The sequence below is a fragment of the Paenibacillus glucanolyticus genome, assembly GCF_037333485.1.
GTDB lineage: Bacteria > Bacillota > Bacilli > Paenibacillales > Paenibacillaceae > Paenibacillus_AQ > Paenibacillus_AQ glucanolyticus.
Map to the genome: position 1 here is coordinate 2,507,145 of NZ_CP147845.1, position 14,921 is coordinate 2,522,065.

General features: G+C 35.0%; 20 protein-coding genes and 1 pseudogene. 14 read left to right on the forward strand and 7 right to left on the reverse strand.

Annotated elements, in window-relative coordinates:
* Window positions 1–19 precede the first annotated feature (19 nt).
* The 5 genes and pseudogenes from WDY75_RS12090 (at window position 20) to WDY75_RS12110 (ending at window position 2,890) form a co-directional block, all read left to right on the forward strand.
* Complete coding sequence (locus WDY75_RS12090; RefSeq protein WP_006211249.1) at window positions 20–280, forward strand: stage V sporulation protein S; 261 nt, start codon at window positions 20–22, stop codon at window positions 278–280.
* Window positions 281–362: 82 nt separating this feature from the next.
* Window positions 363–1,322 (forward strand): dipeptidase, encoded by a 960-nt coding sequence (locus tag WDY75_RS12095; RefSeq protein ID WP_063480005.1) that lies wholly within the window; start codon window positions 363–365, stop codon window positions 1,320–1,322.
* Window positions 1,323–1,498: 176 nt separating this feature from the next.
* Window positions 1,499–2,071: a phosphate propanoyltransferase gene (pduL, locus tag WDY75_RS12100; protein WP_006211246.1), complete on the forward strand. Its 573-nt coding sequence runs from the start codon at window positions 1,499–1,501 to the stop codon at window positions 2,069–2,071.
* A gap of 244 nt (window positions 2,072–2,315) precedes the next feature.
* Window positions 2,316–2,570 (forward strand): annotated as a pseudogene (locus tag WDY75_RS12105) (tRNA (N6-isopentenyl adenosine(37)-C2)-methylthiotransferase MiaB); the annotation flags it as partial.
* A gap of 113 nt (window positions 2,571–2,683) precedes the next feature.
* Window positions 2,684–2,890 (forward strand): hypothetical protein, encoded by a 207-nt coding sequence (locus tag WDY75_RS12110; RefSeq protein WP_338842146.1) that lies wholly within the window; start codon window positions 2,684–2,686, stop codon window positions 2,888–2,890.
* Here WDY75_RS12110 and WDY75_RS12115 read toward each other — a convergent pair.
* From WDY75_RS12115 to WDY75_RS12130, 4 genes are all read right to left on the reverse strand, one after another.
* Window positions 2,877–4,922 (reverse strand): recombinase family protein, encoded by a 2,046-nt coding sequence (locus tag WDY75_RS12115; RefSeq protein ID WP_338842148.1) that lies wholly within the window; start codon window positions 4,920–4,922, stop codon window positions 2,877–2,879. The genes WDY75_RS12110 and WDY75_RS12115 overlap by 14 nt on opposite strands.
* A gap of 10 nt (window positions 4,923–4,932) precedes the next feature.
* Complete coding sequence (locus WDY75_RS12120; RefSeq protein WP_338842149.1) at window positions 4,933–5,328, reverse strand: hypothetical protein; 396 nt, start codon at window positions 5,326–5,328, stop codon at window positions 4,933–4,935.
* Window positions 5,328–5,666 (reverse strand): hypothetical protein, encoded by a 339-nt coding sequence (locus WDY75_RS12125; protein ID WP_338842150.1) that lies wholly within the window; start codon window positions 5,664–5,666, stop codon window positions 5,328–5,330. Before WDY75_RS12125 ends, WDY75_RS12120 begins: the two co-directional genes overlap by 1 nt.
* A gap of 513 nt (window positions 5,667–6,179) precedes the next feature.
* Window positions 6,180–6,335 (reverse strand): hypothetical protein, encoded by a 156-nt coding sequence (locus WDY75_RS12130; protein ID WP_338842151.1) that lies wholly within the window; start codon window positions 6,333–6,335, stop codon window positions 6,180–6,182.
* Window positions 6,336–6,866: 531 nt separating this feature from the next.
* On the opposite strand from WDY75_RS12130, the gene WDY75_RS12135 reads away from it, so the two are divergent.
* From WDY75_RS12135 to WDY75_RS12155, 5 genes are all read left to right on the forward strand, one after another.
* A complete protein-coding gene (locus WDY75_RS12135; protein WP_338842152.1) occupies window positions 6,867–7,385 on the forward strand; it encodes a hypothetical protein in 519 nt (172 codons plus the stop codon).
* A 117-nt stretch (window positions 7,386–7,502) separates the two neighbouring features.
* On the forward strand, window positions 7,503–8,639 hold the full coding sequence (locus WDY75_RS12140) for a hypothetical protein (RefSeq protein WP_338842153.1): 1,137 nt from the start codon (window positions 7,503–7,505) through the stop codon (window positions 8,637–8,639).
* A 153-nt stretch (window positions 8,640–8,792) separates the two neighbouring features.
* Window positions 8,793–9,176 carry a hypothetical protein gene (locus WDY75_RS12145; RefSeq protein ID WP_338842154.1) on the forward strand — a complete coding sequence of 128 codons (384 nt, stop codon included), beginning with the start codon at window positions 8,793–8,795 and terminating at the stop codon, window positions 9,174–9,176.
* Between the two features lie 26 nt (window positions 9,177–9,202).
* The gene (locus tag WDY75_RS12150; protein WP_338842155.1) at window positions 9,203–9,481 is read left to right on the forward strand and encodes a hypothetical protein; all 279 of its coding nucleotides are present in this window, start codon (window positions 9,203–9,205) and stop codon (window positions 9,479–9,481) included.
* A 48-nt stretch (window positions 9,482–9,529) separates the two neighbouring features.
* Window positions 9,530–9,805: a hypothetical protein gene (locus WDY75_RS12155; protein WP_338842156.1), complete on the forward strand. Its 276-nt coding sequence runs from the start codon at window positions 9,530–9,532 to the stop codon at window positions 9,803–9,805.
* A gap of 52 nt (window positions 9,806–9,857) precedes the next feature.
* Here the strand turns inward: WDY75_RS12155 and WDY75_RS12160 are convergent, their stop codons facing one another.
* Complete coding sequence (locus tag WDY75_RS12160; protein WP_338842157.1) at window positions 9,858–10,358, reverse strand: hypothetical protein; 501 nt, start codon at window positions 10,356–10,358, stop codon at window positions 9,858–9,860.
* Window positions 10,359–10,840: 482 nt separating this feature from the next.
* On the opposite strand from WDY75_RS12160, the gene WDY75_RS12165 reads away from it, so the two are divergent.
* Window positions 10,841–11,191 carry a type II toxin-antitoxin system PemK/MazF family toxin gene (locus WDY75_RS12165; RefSeq protein ID WP_338842158.1) on the forward strand — a complete coding sequence of 117 codons (351 nt, stop codon included), beginning with the start codon at window positions 10,841–10,843 and terminating at the stop codon, window positions 11,189–11,191.
* 243 nt (window positions 11,192–11,434) lie between these two features.
* Here WDY75_RS12165 and sda read toward each other — a convergent pair whose 3' ends face one another.
* Window positions 11,435–11,581 (reverse strand): sporulation histidine kinase inhibitor Sda, encoded by a 147-nt coding sequence (gene sda / locus WDY75_RS12170; protein ID WP_338842160.1) that lies wholly within the window; start codon window positions 11,579–11,581, stop codon window positions 11,435–11,437.
* A gap of 112 nt (window positions 11,582–11,693) precedes the next feature.
* Between sda and WDY75_RS12175 the strand changes: the two genes are divergently transcribed.
* Window positions 11,694–11,936, forward strand: coding sequence for a helix-turn-helix transcriptional regulator (locus WDY75_RS12175; protein ID WP_338842161.1), 243 nt, complete (start codon window positions 11,694–11,696; stop codon window positions 11,934–11,936).
* Between the two features lie 237 nt (window positions 11,937–12,173).
* Here the strand turns inward: WDY75_RS12175 and WDY75_RS12180 are convergent, their stop codons facing one another.
* A complete protein-coding gene (locus tag WDY75_RS12180) occupies window positions 12,174–12,485 on the reverse strand; it encodes a hypothetical protein (protein ID WP_338842162.1) in 312 nt (103 codons plus the stop codon).
* A gap of 151 nt (window positions 12,486–12,636) precedes the next feature.
* Here WDY75_RS12180 and WDY75_RS12185 point away from each other — a divergent pair, with 151 nt between their 5' ends.
* Window positions 12,637–14,313, forward strand: a complete 1,677-nt coding sequence (locus WDY75_RS12185; protein WP_338842163.1) for an S-layer homology domain-containing protein — start codon at window positions 12,637–12,639, stop codon at window positions 14,311–14,313.
* 68 nt (window positions 14,314–14,381) lie between these two features.
* On the forward strand, window positions 14,382–14,903 hold the full coding sequence (locus WDY75_RS12190) for a hypothetical protein (protein ID WP_338842164.1): 522 nt from the start codon (window positions 14,382–14,384) through the stop codon (window positions 14,901–14,903).
* Window positions 14,904–14,921 lie beyond the last annotated feature (18 nt).

A 14,921-nucleotide genomic window follows, 5' to 3' on the forward strand; every position in this document is an offset into this window, starting at 1 on the left:
CCCAGGGGAGGTACTTACCATGGAAGTATTAAAAGTTTCAGCAAAATCCAATCCTAATTCAGTTGCAGGGGCGCTCGCTGGAGTTCTTCGGGAGCGGGGCGGAGCGGAACTGCAAGCGATTGGGGCGGGAGCACTGAACCAGGCCATTAAAGCGGTAGCGATTGCCCGGGGATTTGTAGCACCGAGCGGGGTGGATCTGATTTGCATCCCTGCTTTTACGGATATTGTGATTGATGGCGAAGACCGGACGGCGATTAAATTGATCGTAGAACCTAGATAAATTTCGGAGGTATTAGCCTGTTTACTCTCTTTTGCGTAAACAGGCTTTTTGCTGTGACACATTGGAAGGAGATGAGCCCGCGATGCGGACAGTTGATTTTCACTGTGATGCCCTGAGTAAAATGTGGGAAGATCCCAAAGCTTCCTTTGTTGATGATCGGCATTTGGATGTTACGCTGCAGCGTATGGAGGAAGGGGATCTTGCGCTTCAGGTATTCGCTGTTTTTTTATCGGAAAAATACGGACGTCCTTCATTTGAGCGGGTACTGGCGCAAATCGATACGTATCGCAACCGCATTGTGAAGCCAGGTCATCTCAAACCGCTGCTCTGGCAAGAACAGGTCCAGGAGATGAGAGAAAGCTATCATAGCCGTTTTGGTGTTTTGTCGCTGGAAGGTGTGGACGGGCTGGAGGGCAATTTGCATTACGTTAAGCTCTGTTATGACCTGGGTGTACGCTTTATGGGGATTACGTGGAACTATGCCAACTGGGCTGCGGACGGGGCGTTAGAGCAGCGGAATGGTGGATTTACGGAACGAGGGCGGCAGCTGGTGGAGCTGTGTAATTCCACAGGCATTATTCTGGATGTTTCCCACCTGTCCCAGGCCGGCTTCTGGGAGTTAACCGAACTTACGCAGCGTCCCATCCTGGCCTCGCATTCCAATGCGTACTCCGTATGCAAGCATCCGCGGAATCTAAGCGATGAGCAGATTCGGGCTTTGATCGCTTTGGACGGAATGATCGGCATTACGTTTGTGCCTTGGTTCATTCGGAGTGATGCAGACCGAGTGAAGCCGGAGGACATCCTGCCCCATATTGAGAAGATTTGTGAGCTGGGCGGAGAGAAACACATGATGTTCGGTTCGGATTTTGACGGGATTGATCAGTGGGTTGCCGGGCTTGAGCATCCGGGGAAATATCCAGACTTCCAGGAGCTGCTCCTCAAGCACTATCCTGAATCAATGGTAAAAGGCTGGATGTCTGATTATGCGCTCCGGTTTCTTGAACAGAATTTGCCTTTGGCTCCGTCCAAAGAGAAATAAAATTCGCATAACGCCCATGATTCAAAGATAACTTTGACAATCCTGTTGCAGATCATATGAGAAATGAGAAGAAGGCACCCAGAATCATCGGGCTGCCTTTTTATTTTTGGGTAATAGAGAGTATAATAGGTGATGGCACGTACAGCATATAGAGAAAAACAAGGAGTGAGAGACAGATGAGTAAAACTGTACCTGTGGGTGTATCCGCCCGCCATATTCATTTATCCCAGGAGCATATTGAGGCATTATTCGGCCCTGGATATCAGCTTACAGAATTCAAGCCTTTGTCCCAGCCAGGACAATTCGCAGCCAATGAAACGGTAGCGGTAATTGGAACGAAGGGACAATTCGATAAAGTAAGAATTTTGGGACCTGCGCGTCCTGCAACCCAGCTTGAGATTTCCCGTACGGATTCCTTTGCAATTGGTGTGAAAGCACCTGTGCGGGAGTCGGGGAATATCGCTGGAACACCTGGTATCACCATCAAAGGCCCAGCAGGCGAGGTAACGGTGGATGAGGGTGTTATTGTAGCCGCTCGTCATATTCATTTCCATACGTCCGATGCGGATCAGTGGGGCATTAAAGACAAGGATCTGCTTAAAGTGCGTCTTGGCGGTGAGCGTGGTCTTGTACTGGAAAATGTGATTGCTCGTGTATCCGATAACTTTGCGCTGGATATGCACATCGATACGGATGAAGCGAATGCGGCTGGTGCCAACAACGGAGATACTGCTGAAATTATTGACTAATCTATAACTTCAGTCAGGTTGAAGGAACAAACTGTATATGTCACGTATGTGCGCTTATAGGAAGCACGTACGGAAGAGCCTGGATCGATGAATTTCGATTTCAGGCTCTTTTTTGAAGTTTGCATCGATCATGTCAGAGTGGTAGCTTAGGCATTAAGATCATGATATAATTTAAAACAGTGCCTATTTAAGAGGTTTTGTCATGTAAAACCAGAGATTTTGTGGATCTAAGGAGTGACCAAGCATGTCCAAAGAAAGTAAGGACTACTCCAAATATTTTGATTTTTCAGGAGCCAAAGTTCTCTCGGAAGATGAACACGGGAAGAGAATTCGCATCAACGGCCGGGAAATCAATATTCTTTCGGAGCCTAATCATAGACAGGAAAAGCAGCGCGGCAAGCAGAGCGTAGAAGTGCTGTACGATACAGAGCTGCCGGAGGAGTTCCGGCGCATCGGAGCGGGCAAACATTATATTGTATACACGTATGGGTGTCAGATGATTAATTAACACGTAAAAATAAGTTATCCACAGGGTAGATGCCAGTTTCCAATTCATAATGTATCTACCCACATCAAAATAAGGCGGGTTAGCGCCCGCCCTTAGAGGTTAATATGAGACAATTAGGATTAAACTTACGTGAAGACAAAGAATACCTTTTAAGTCTGTCCAAGAAAGATTATGTGAAGGTTATGCAAGCTAACTTTGGTCAAAGGATATTTACTACTGATGATGGTCAGGAACGGCATGTTACATTTCTCATATCAGTGCAAGCTTTTGAACAAATGTACGATAAACTACATGGAATCAATCTTCAATAGTTATGTGACCAAATAATTGTTTAAACTTTTCTGTAAGCTCGTCCAGTTCTAAATCTTCGTTAGCGATTAAACTATTCAATTCCATTGTATTTAATATTACGCCCCAAACGTCTGAATTTCGTTCTTCTTTATTTTCCTCATAGTGCAAATAAACCAGTTCTTGAACATTTACGTCAACAATTTCTTTCATAATGTCATGTAGTAAATTCAATGAATATGAGCTGCTGATTTTTGATTCAATCTGGAATGCTTTATTAATGACCCTTGGGTCGTCCTTTTCCATTTGTATAATCGCTTTAAGCTCATCACCTTTTGGTGGTCTTATTTCTTTTGTATTAATAACAAAAGTTACTGACTCCAATGACTTAATACCCTGTTTCCCTTCTGTTTTTTTAAATCGAATTTCTTTAAATATTCTTCTAAAATAATTAATTTTCATTTCTCTTGGAAGTGACTCGAAATAATCTTCAATGTTCTGATAATTTTTTAATTCCTCCAAGAGATTATCAAGTTGATATTCTTTCACTTCTATATTAATCATGCCCAAATCAATTTCTTCGAGTTCTTTTTTTAATTCCTCTATTTCTTTGCTTCGTTTCTCATAAACGTTATTATATAATTCATCAATCATTTTCCCATTTGTCCATCTCAAATAGTCGCTTGCTAATTGTTCTGATATAGTTTGAATTTTTGCTTTAATTTCATTAAAGTGCTTTTCTTTATCGTTGTTGATTCGAGCATCATATTTTGACTTTTCCAAAATTAAACTTGGTATTGATAAATAAATCATCAGCTTGAAGTATGGATAGAAGACGCTATAAACCCTTTGAATAACGTAATCTTCTTTCAAAGTATTTGCCTTACATATAGCACCGCCAGACGAACCGTACAATCTACACTTATAAGTCATTCCGTATTTTTCAGTTGTGGCAATCATCTTGTTTCCACAATCGGGACACGTAAGTAGTCCACTCAAAAGATAAAAGGGGTTTCTACCTTTATTCTTTTTTTCAGCTTTGGGACGTGTCTTATAAATATTTAAATATCTCTGTTTTGTCTCTTCTGAAATTATGGCTTCATGCTTACCTTTAGCAATTACGTAATCATCATTCTTTACACGTTCAATAATTGGTTTACCTTTATTTTTTCCTGTTTGACTCATCACTTTATCATGTTGTTTTGTTACCGGATTATAAACGGTTTTAAATCTGGTTCTGTATCTTCCCCATTCTATATAACCAGCATACAAATTAACGTTCGATAGAACAGAAGCTACCTTACGTGTAGTCCATTGCGTACCATCTCTGTATGTGTAACCATTCATAATTAAATGCTTAGTAATTAAGCTTTGACCTAGCTTTTTGTCACTATTCAAGCCATTATTGTATAAATCAAATATTAGCCTCACTTGTTCGGCTTCTTCTTCAATTGGAGTAAGTCTTTTTTTAATTCGTCCTTCTTTATCTTCCTGACCATCTAGTGGAACGTTATCAAATCCAAATGGGATGTGTCTCGCTCCGTTCCATTCACCGAGTTCAGCATTATAACGCATAGCGGGAACCACCCTCGACCTGATAGTGTCGGATTCCAATTGTGCTAATCCCGCGAGTAGAGTAATACTGAATTGTCCGCTTGGAGTAGTTGAGTCAAGAAGTTCTGTTTTTGAAAGAACAGCAACACCTAAATCATTTAAAAATTTTATGGTATGAAGCACTTCTGCCGCATTACGTCCAAGTCGTGTAAGTGAGTAAATACAAATCGCTGATACAAATTCTGGATTGTCACTAATATCTTGCATCATTTCAATTATGCCATCTCTGTGCATATTACGACCCGATACGCCTTCGTCACTGTATACCTTAATAACGTTATAACCTGTGAATTTTGCGAATTGTTTACATTCATGCTCTTGAAGAGATAATGATAAACCGTCATTTACTTGCTTTTGGTCAGAAACTCTTATATAGACCAAGCAATTACCTTTTGATTTTAAGCCATCGTTATTAGGATTCATTTGAGAAAGATTAAGCATGAAAAAGCACCTACCCTCGTGGTTTGAAGAACACTAAGTGTACGTTCAGGTTTTTGTGTATTTTCGTCAACGTGAAAATTGAGTTGTCTTTTACTTCGTTTTCTACTATCGCGTACAGTCGTTTATCCACCGTATAGCTCTTTATCAACTTTATTGCTCCAAAGCATCTAACCATCATTACAACTAGCTCATCATTATGGAGCTTGCTATGGCTCCTGTATTCGGCGTGTAGCAGCTCCAAGTACAAAATCAGCCCAATGACACCGAAGGCGATTAGAAGCCGCCACAGGCTTAAATTATGCGTTAAAACCATATAGCCTAAAAATCCAATTTTTGTTACAGAAAAGGCTAATAAGAGATGCAGCTTGTTATTAATAAATTTTACTTTGCCATTGTAATTGCTCATCAAATGGAAGCCTCCAATTTCTTTTGTTCTTCGCTTAATTTTAGAATTTTAACTCCTTTATCATTAAAAACGTTCTCGTATAATTCAGCGAACAAGCTATCAATATGCAGTACCGAGTTGTTCAGGACTACCAACACATCAAACTCTTTTGCTTCTTGGAGAGCCTTATTCAGCTCTGTTCGGGGAAAATTGCTGTCACACTTATCAAAGAATATGTTCCCTTCAAATTCAAGCATATGGCGTTGGGCGAAGAGGGAAAGGTCGCTATATTGTCTATGTTGGTTTGTGTAGCTTGTAGCTCTGATATAGAATCGTACTCTTTTGTTTTGTAATTCCATAAAATAACACCTCCGTTATTGTTAAAAGTATATTATACCATCAAAAGTTAAAAGTAAAGTGTAAAGTAAACAATATATTTTATGGTAAAAAAAATAAACTATAATCCGTTTAAGATTATAGTTTATCGTGGTTAAAATATAAATTTTAGTTGAAAATTTAATGTATATATTTATTTTTTGAGATGGGATTAAATATAAAATATATTGTTTACTTAGATATGAAATAAAGGAGGTGTAGGATATAAACATAAGTTGTATATGATATATCTTATTCATGTATCGAATGAATAAGATGTTGATATTAGCGCGAAAATTGAGAAAACGTTAAATTTAGTTGATACTTTAAAGATGATAAGTTCTACAAAATATTCATTGATAGTCAAAACAAACTCGATTTGTATTGATAACACTTGTATAACAAAAAGATAATAGAAAATTTACTAAGTATTTCAATGAAAAACTATATAAAATCGACAAAAAACTAAATGCTTGAATCGACCTAGGTTTTCATGCTCATTTATACTGTTCTTTAATTTTAGGACTAAATTTAAACTTATTGGAACCGTTTATTTTTGCTAATTTGTTGTTTAAGACTACAAGTGTTAGAGATAAAACTACACCAACTCCAACAATTCCAAACAGAATATTTACAAGTGTGTCATTCGTCATTTTAATTTCCTCCAAAAATTTAATTTTATTTTTAACTATTGAACTTATTATAAGCTAGTTGGATTTCTCAGTAAATATCTTCCAGTTAAAAGTTTGATGATTAATTGGTTTGGATGGATTAAACATGTTTAATGGCTTCGCCAGTGTTTTTACAAGACCTCTTAAAACATTGCTCGATAAAAAAGAAGGGGTTTGTGACACATCCACATCCATGTTTTTATTAAAAGCAAGGGTCTTAATGGTCGGGTACATGCTTTGGATGAGAAATTGCAGCATACTGTTGTATATCAACGTTGTAAACAAGATTTTGATAAAGAACGTCTAAAACCGTTATAGTAGACCCAAAGATTTGTTTGTTAAAGAATCTGAAATAGCGATAAGCATCTGAATTTCAAGAGAATACAAAGTATTTCCTTATATAAGGTGATGAATACCAACGGTAGGGATTAATAAAGTCAATTATTGTTGCATATTTGACAAAGATTAAATTGAATATAAAATGAATTCAAATATTTAAAATTTAAAAAGGTTGTGAAAGAAATTGTTCAATTGAAGTTAAATGAATTAAATGTACGATATAATATCTATGCAATATGGATTCACAATGAATTGTTTAATCTAACAGAAAAATATGCAACAAAGAGCAATGATAGGAAGGCAGCTTTTATTGCGTTCCTTCATAAAAGAACAGGGCTTGAATTAACATCAAATTTACATACTGTTTTAGAACAAATAAATAACACCGCCAAAGAAAATACAGAATTATATAGAAGTATGACTTGGGCAAACATCTGTACTGTACTAAAACATAAATACGGAATTCAGTTTTATAGAAAAGGTAACAATATATACACTACCGACCTAGTGGTTAATGACATTGTATTTATAATTGAATACAGTCATTGGCTTTTAAATAAATACGAGAATAAAACAAGCCTAGATGAACAAGAACTGATGGGTATTCTAAGTTCCGATAAACCAGAACTGTTAGGGCTAGATTCAGTTACAGCCGATAAGTGGCTAATTGAGAATCAAATACAAATAGATTAATCCATAAAATGAGACCAGATGAGACGAGAATAGATGAGTATAGCCGAGACTGGGTTTCCCAGTCTTTTTCTTATCTAAAATATAAATAGAAAAATGCACTACGGGGGTAGTCACGATATGAGTTTGATAATTGATACATACAATCAAAAAAATGAACGTGTAGCAACAGCATGGGAATTGCTAAGAAAGTATTATAGACCACAACTGAGTCAGTTAGCGTTCCTTTTTGCTGATTACTGTTATGAGGTGGCTTCCGAAATAGTTAATAATAAAACTGATTTCGATGGAGACCACATTAGATTCAATTGCTTGCGCCAGGACGTTTACGATTATCTTCAGATAAAGGAAAGTACATTTAGAACAAAAAATAAAACAACAAGATTATGTCCGAGGGAAGAGTTGGAACAGATAGGCTTCATCTTCAAACAGGGGAATTCTATTCAACATATAAAAGGCGATATTTTTATTCCAATGTTCAGCCAAATAGAAATTGATACTAACAAAATTATTTTTGATACATTTACAGAGCATAAGTTTGGTAAAGAAAAAACAGTACAGCGGCTGGTTTTATTAGCAGAAAAGGCAAGAGGATTAGGTAAACTACTAAAACCACATGAATTAGATTTTGCAGTTGCAAATATTAGCAATTACAAATTAAATGAAACGGATCCTGATGAGCTAAAAGAACAAAAGTTACGCAAGCAGTATTTTATATTACTATATACAAAAGGATTTGACCCAAAGCAAAATAAAGACATGCACTATGCGAGTATAAATCAAATATTTAATCGGGTGATTACTAATCAGTTTCATTTTGCTTTGCAGGCAGGTATTCAATATGTTTTGAAAGATAAAAAATTGACTGGCTACGAAGAAATTAATGGAGCATTACGTAGTCGAACAGACAAAATAATTAATAAAATGTTAGCGCCTAAAATGAGTTTTGAAGATAAAAGGGAAATGGAAATTAATAGAATTAGACTTGAGCTTAGAGATAAACTAGCTTCATTTAAAACAGTGAAAGAAAAATTGAAATTTTTATATGAAGAAAAAGATAGAGCTTACGTTAAATGGCTAGAGAGATGTGATTATGAGTATTACTCTTACGTTGTAGGTTGGATTCAAATGATTGATAAAAATTATGGTTGTAAAATAATTAAAGAAAATAATGAAGATGATTTGTTTGTTAAGGAATTTGAAACTGAATATATGGAATATTACAATGATTGTTCCGAAGAAATCATGTTTGGTTGAATTTCATAATTAATATATAATTCACTGATTTCTATAATACGAAGGAGTGAATTTTAGATGAAAAAAACATTAGTCGATTAAATTAAATTTTCTGCGTTTTTTCAAATCAAATTGTTATAGTAATAATATTAAACGCATGAAAGGGTAGATAAAATGAACATTACGAGTGCGAAGATTATTAGATTAGAAAGTAAAGATAAATACTCAGGTGACGTAAAAGACCGTCAAATAGGCAGTAGATGGTTGATTGATGTCGAGGTTATAATTGAAGGTCATGCAGAACCATACGTAGCTAACCTACAAGTTCGCTATGTGTCTGAATTAGAAGAACAGGAGATAGAACAAAACTATGAGCTTCTAGGCGTATATCTGGCGGACGAGAGCAAAGACCAAGTTCCTGAAATAAAGGAACAGTTGGATAGTGTGCAGCAAAATGTCATGAAGCTGTATGTAAACTTGCTTCAAGTCGGAAACATTGACTTTGAAAGGTTATACGTAGCGCTAGAAACAACATTAAAAGATTTCAGTCCAGAATAAAATTATATTTTAAGGTGGTCATATCAATGGAACTTATAAAGACAAGCACAAATGAAACAGAACTCGACTATACATTTGGTGTAGGCATTCCAGGAAAGTTAGTTGAAAAAATGCATTTAGAAAGTCATGTGCTTTTTACAGGGATTTGGAATTATGGAGATTTTGGTCATGCAATTGCTCAATATGATGGAATTGGAGATATAAAAAATTATGGTATTGAAAGTTATGAAGAGTTAGGCAAAGAATGTCACGATGGAGCATGGGAAATTGATTTTGAAGAAGGTTACGCTTTAAAGTTTGATTAATCTAAGCGGCGGGTTCACGCCCGCCTTTAACAATATGAAGGTGATAAAATGATAAACTTAAATGAAAATGAATTAGCAGTTGAATTAGATTATACATACGGTTTTGGTATTCCTATCGACTTAATAAAAGACATGGAAGAGTATGAATACATAATGTTAAAGGGAATTTTGAGTTACGAAGATTTTTTAATAGCGGCTGACCAAATCGAAGCTCTTAAAGAACCCGTGAGTGATGAAATAGACTGTTCCCAATGGTATGTTGACCCAGAGGCAGGATTCGCCTTAAAAATTGATTATGAGAAACCAAAATTAAATGATTTTTGATACACTAAAGCCCCTACACATCGTAAGGGCTTTATACGCCGTTCTAGGGAGTTTATGCAGTTGGTTGACCTTCTGGTTTGGAATTAGAACGCGGAGTGTACTTTACTTCTTCTGGCTTGTTGAGGTCTATGATTAGAACATTGATTTGTACGTCTTTGTTTTTGTCATCTTTTATAGTTATGGTTTCTTTGGTTACGGGATATCTTTTGGTTTCTTCATTTTCCTTACCCTTTGTCTTGAAAAATTGAACAGCGTTAACAAAGGCGCTATTGCCTGCACTAGAGCGTGTAATAGTAAGAGTTGCTTCATCTTCCTTTTGTTTTAGAAGTAGAGCAATTTTATTTTCTTGTTCATTGAACAATAAACTAGCAAACTTATATTTATAGGTATCTTTCTCTTTTGCGTCTTTTGGTGGATTTGCTAACTTTTCATCCAAAAAATCTTTGCGAGCCTTACGGTTAAAACTAAGCTTCCCTTTGTTGATGCTAACCTTGGGTTCAGAATGAGAAGCCCCCCTTGGTTGAGGGACTGGTTTAAATGATTCCCATGACATAATGACATCTCCTATTCACTATACCGCTGAATTTTTATTTGTCGACAGTATAACATTGATTGAATATAAAAGTAAAACTAGAATTTTAAAGTTAGATGTAATGTTAAGATGAAAAGTTTATGTTTGATAAAATATATTTTATCAGATAATGATGAAATGAAACACACAAGTTTTACCGTTAGGTCAGACGAGTAAGATGAAAGACTATAATATCAAAGTAATCAAGGTAGGACTTAATATCAAATGAAGAATTAATCTTGAAAAAAGAAGGAAAGTTTGCTATTGTTAAAGTCCAACATAAAAAGAACGGATTTATGAGAACCTTTCTGCTGACTCTAAGGGAGTACTATGCCCTTGGAGCCAGTGGAAAGGTTCTTTTTTGTACCTTGAAAATTAAATAGTAAAAATATTAAGGGTCACATTTTGGCGATAAGCTAAACGAAGATATACTTAAATATCTCAAAGAAAAGTGAGTGAAAATAATGAAAAAAATAGAGTTAAACCATAATCAAACGATAGATAAGAGAAGTGTTAAAAGAGGTCAGATTTATACAGCTAATATGAGCTTTACATATAAATCTAATGGAACTTATGGAAAGACATTCGAGCGATTGCTTGTTATACAGAATAATCGGGGAAACCATTTTTCTCCCACTATTATTGCCCTAACAATAAAGAATGGTGTAGTTGACTTGTACAGCATGAACACCATAGATAAAAAGCGCTTAATCTCGCTGGTCGGAAGCATTGAAGAACATAAAATGAATCTAATTGATGTTGGACTTAGAAACCTTCTGATAGGTGAAGCGACCGAAAATCTAATCGCACTTTAATAAAAATGGAGACGAACTAAAATGACTAATAATAAAGCTGTAAATGAGTACAAACCGGGGCGCATTCTTTTTGAATGTATTTGTTGTAAAAAGCAAATATACCTTGATAAAAGAATAAGTGAGGTAAGCCCATATAAGAAGGGGATATGCCTTTCATGTAATAAGTAACACTCCTTCAATGGAATGTTACTTATTAATTAAAAACAGTACACAAAAAATAAACCCTCCATTAAATTGGAAGGTTTATTTTTTGTGCTTTGGTAATTCCAATTTTCTTCTTTCAAACTCTTCTTCTAAATATTTAATAAATACAGGCTCTATTTCTTTAATTTTAATAGCTTCTTTGTAAATCGAGATTAATACACTATCACTGGCATTTCTTAACGACATTTCATTTTCAAATCCTTTTGCGATTTTCTAAGATTGTATTCTATCGAGTACGGTGTTTTTAAAAGAATTAGTCCATCATGTATTTTATAGAATACAAAATGGAGTAAAAAAAATGAACCAAGAAGTTATTATATTTGGACAGGTAATCCAACGGCTAAGAAAAGTTAAAAACATGACGCAAGAAAAGTTAAGTGAAACAGCAAATTTAGAAAGGACTTTTATTAGCTACCTAGAAAATGGTCACAAAGTTCCATCTCTAATTACTGTGTTCCAACTTGCAAATGGGCTAGGTATAGAAGCTTCTAGTCTAATAAAAATGGTGGAGGATGAAATTAAGCGCTCCCGCAAGCGTTAGGCTTCATCTTTCTTTTTCTTCCGTTCCTTTCGCTCCATAACGAATAGTAGTATAAAGAAAATAACCCCTAGCGTTGATAGAATTATGGTGCTTTCTGGAGACATATTATAAAGCATCACGTAGGCTTCACCTCCTAGAAAAACTCCTCCTTTTGTATCAGTCGAACCCAATATATGGATTGTACAATAACGTTTCTATACAATCAAATTCTCATTTAATATAATTCGAAAATAAGAATTAATGTTCCGATACATTTAAACCATGTAGTGCATCCATCAGTTGTGCGATTGTATTGTACACCTGTTCTTGCCCATTGCTGTATAAATGCCATACAAAGTTTTCTTCCATCGTACATTCAGTTCCATTTATTTTTTTGTAGTTTAAAAGTGCAGTATAAACAACATTATTATGGATAATTCGATATCCAAATTGAATTTTTTCAGGGAACTCGATGGTAAAGGTATTTATATCATCAAGTTCATAGTCTTCTTTCAAATAAGATAGCGAGAAGTTTAAAGATTTCATAATTCCTTCTATTTTAAACGTCATATTTATTCTCTCCTTATTATATTAATAGTTCACTTTATCAAGTGGGCTTTTTTTTGTTTTTTGCAGGAAAATTGTACTAAGTTGTCGAATGCTTGTTAAGCTCATTATATCCTATAGGCTACAAAAAGGGAATTTTTGGAGGGTGATTTTTTTGAAGAAATGGTTAATTGGTTGCATAGGAGTAGGTTTAATAGTTTCATCATTTTCAACTGGTTCAAGCGTGGCAAGTGCAGAAACAAGCGGCTTTTCGGACATTAAAGGTCATTGGGCAGAAAGTATTATCAATGAGGCAGTAGAGCGGGGGATTACTTCTGGTGTTTCCGCTAATAAATTTGCACCAAATCAAGAATTGACCTATGAGCAGTTCATGACCATGTTAGCGAGGATGCTGACCGAAAAAGATTTTATTGAAGATAAAGTTAGTGGATGTAATATGGTGCTGACGAATTATAATGAAGAGTTTAAGGTAACGAATGGAGATGTTAAAAAGCTAAAAGAGTATCGAGATAATTACTTAAATAACAATACTGATTTAAAAGATGAATTAAAAAATCAATCAACGGGTAACATAAGCGACTTTAATAAAGCAGGCATGTGCTACGTAAATAGCTGGACGAATTATTATTTTAACGATAGAGCTGGCTTGCCTTATACAATGGATGAGAATGTTTTGAATAAAGCAGTAAATTGGGCAAGACCAGCCTTAACAACTGTTCCATATGTAGCGGGTTTTAACTCGTATTATGACTTTATTTCAAATAACGGCAAGAACATAAAAGACTATAACTATACAGCTTTTAAAAATGGGCTTACACCATATAATTACTTAGAGTGGACACAAACGTACCAGTACAAAAGAATTAATAAAGTCTTTGATAATCTCAATGAAAAATATATTGAATATAAAATCAGCAATTCACTTAGTCGTGCAGATATGGCTTTAATATTGTATTCATTTTTAAATTATGAAGAGCAAAAGCTGATAACATACAAGCAAGATAATTTTTATTATAATACTTGGTCTTCAAGTAGTAATCCGTGGGAAAATCAAGATTTGAATTATAAGTCCTTTAAATCGAGTTATTCTGACTTACCAAAATATTTTCAGTTACAAACTATGGATGCAAATGGATTACCTAAATCCCCCCCTTTTTATATGTACAAGCCAGAAAGAGTTTTTGCGAAAAATGCAATTGGAACTGACGGTGAGAAACATACCAATTATGAAGATACTCATTCTAATGAAGGATTGTTAATGACTAATCGAGGTATTATTTTAGCGGTTAGTGATGCTGGATTACTGAGTGGTTCTAATGGCAAGTTTAATCCAGATAAATCATTAACAAGAGCAGAAGGTGTAGCGGTAGCGTTAAAGTTGGAGGCATTCTTGAAAAACCGTTATAATTTCGTGGATGCAAATAGCAATAACAATAAGAATGCAAACGAAAGTGACAATATAAAAAATACGCTTACTAAATATTATGAAGCAATTTATGCTAAGGACGCAGGTACTTACAACGGAACTTGGTTAAATTTAAGCGACAAAGAACAGGAGAGCAACAAAGATTGGCTAAATCAATACACTTTAAAATATGCAATGGATGAATTTAAAGTTGTTGAATTAATAAATGATTTTGCAACTGTTGAAGTAAATATTATAACAACAAAAATAAATACAGAACATCAAGACCTCCCCTATATCGAAATGATTAGAAAGCAAAAATTTAAAATATTTATGAAGAACATTGGTGGGAGTTGGAAGATTGAAAAGATGGAGCTAGTGGGGACGCCTGAAATCCTTTCTAATCCAAATCCAGAACAAATCTAATACTAAGCAAAGACTCTCGGCGGATCCCGCCGAGCATCTTAGTGTAACTTACAGAGGAGCATAGAAAAATGAAAAAAATAATTGTTTTACTTTTATTGAGCATGGTAGTTATTCTTGCAGCTTGTTCCAAAAGTGATGAGACCCTTAATACTCATACTTCAATTAATGTAAATTCTACTCCTAAAAATGAAACTGATATTAAAGAAGATGATAGATTGACAGAAGAAGAAATGATGAAAATCGGTAAAGAATTAAGAGAAAGTAAAGTGAAAGAGTTCTACAACATTAAAAACGATGAGCAATTAAAATCATTTCTGGATAAATTTTATCTTGAAGATAACCAAGTGCGATTTGATACTTTCCAAAAATCTTATAAAGAGAATTTAGAACTTTATACGAGTGGAATCATTATTTTGTCAGATGAATCGGTTGAGCTTTATAATGAAAAAGGATTTGTTTATAAAGCAAAAGGTAAAGAAACAGCAACTAAAAAAGACAATACAACTGAATCTGCAACTTACAATATTACAATGACCATTCATAAAGATACGGATGGCAAATATAAAATTGTTACCGAGACAATTGAATAAAAAGAGAGGTTCTAAATA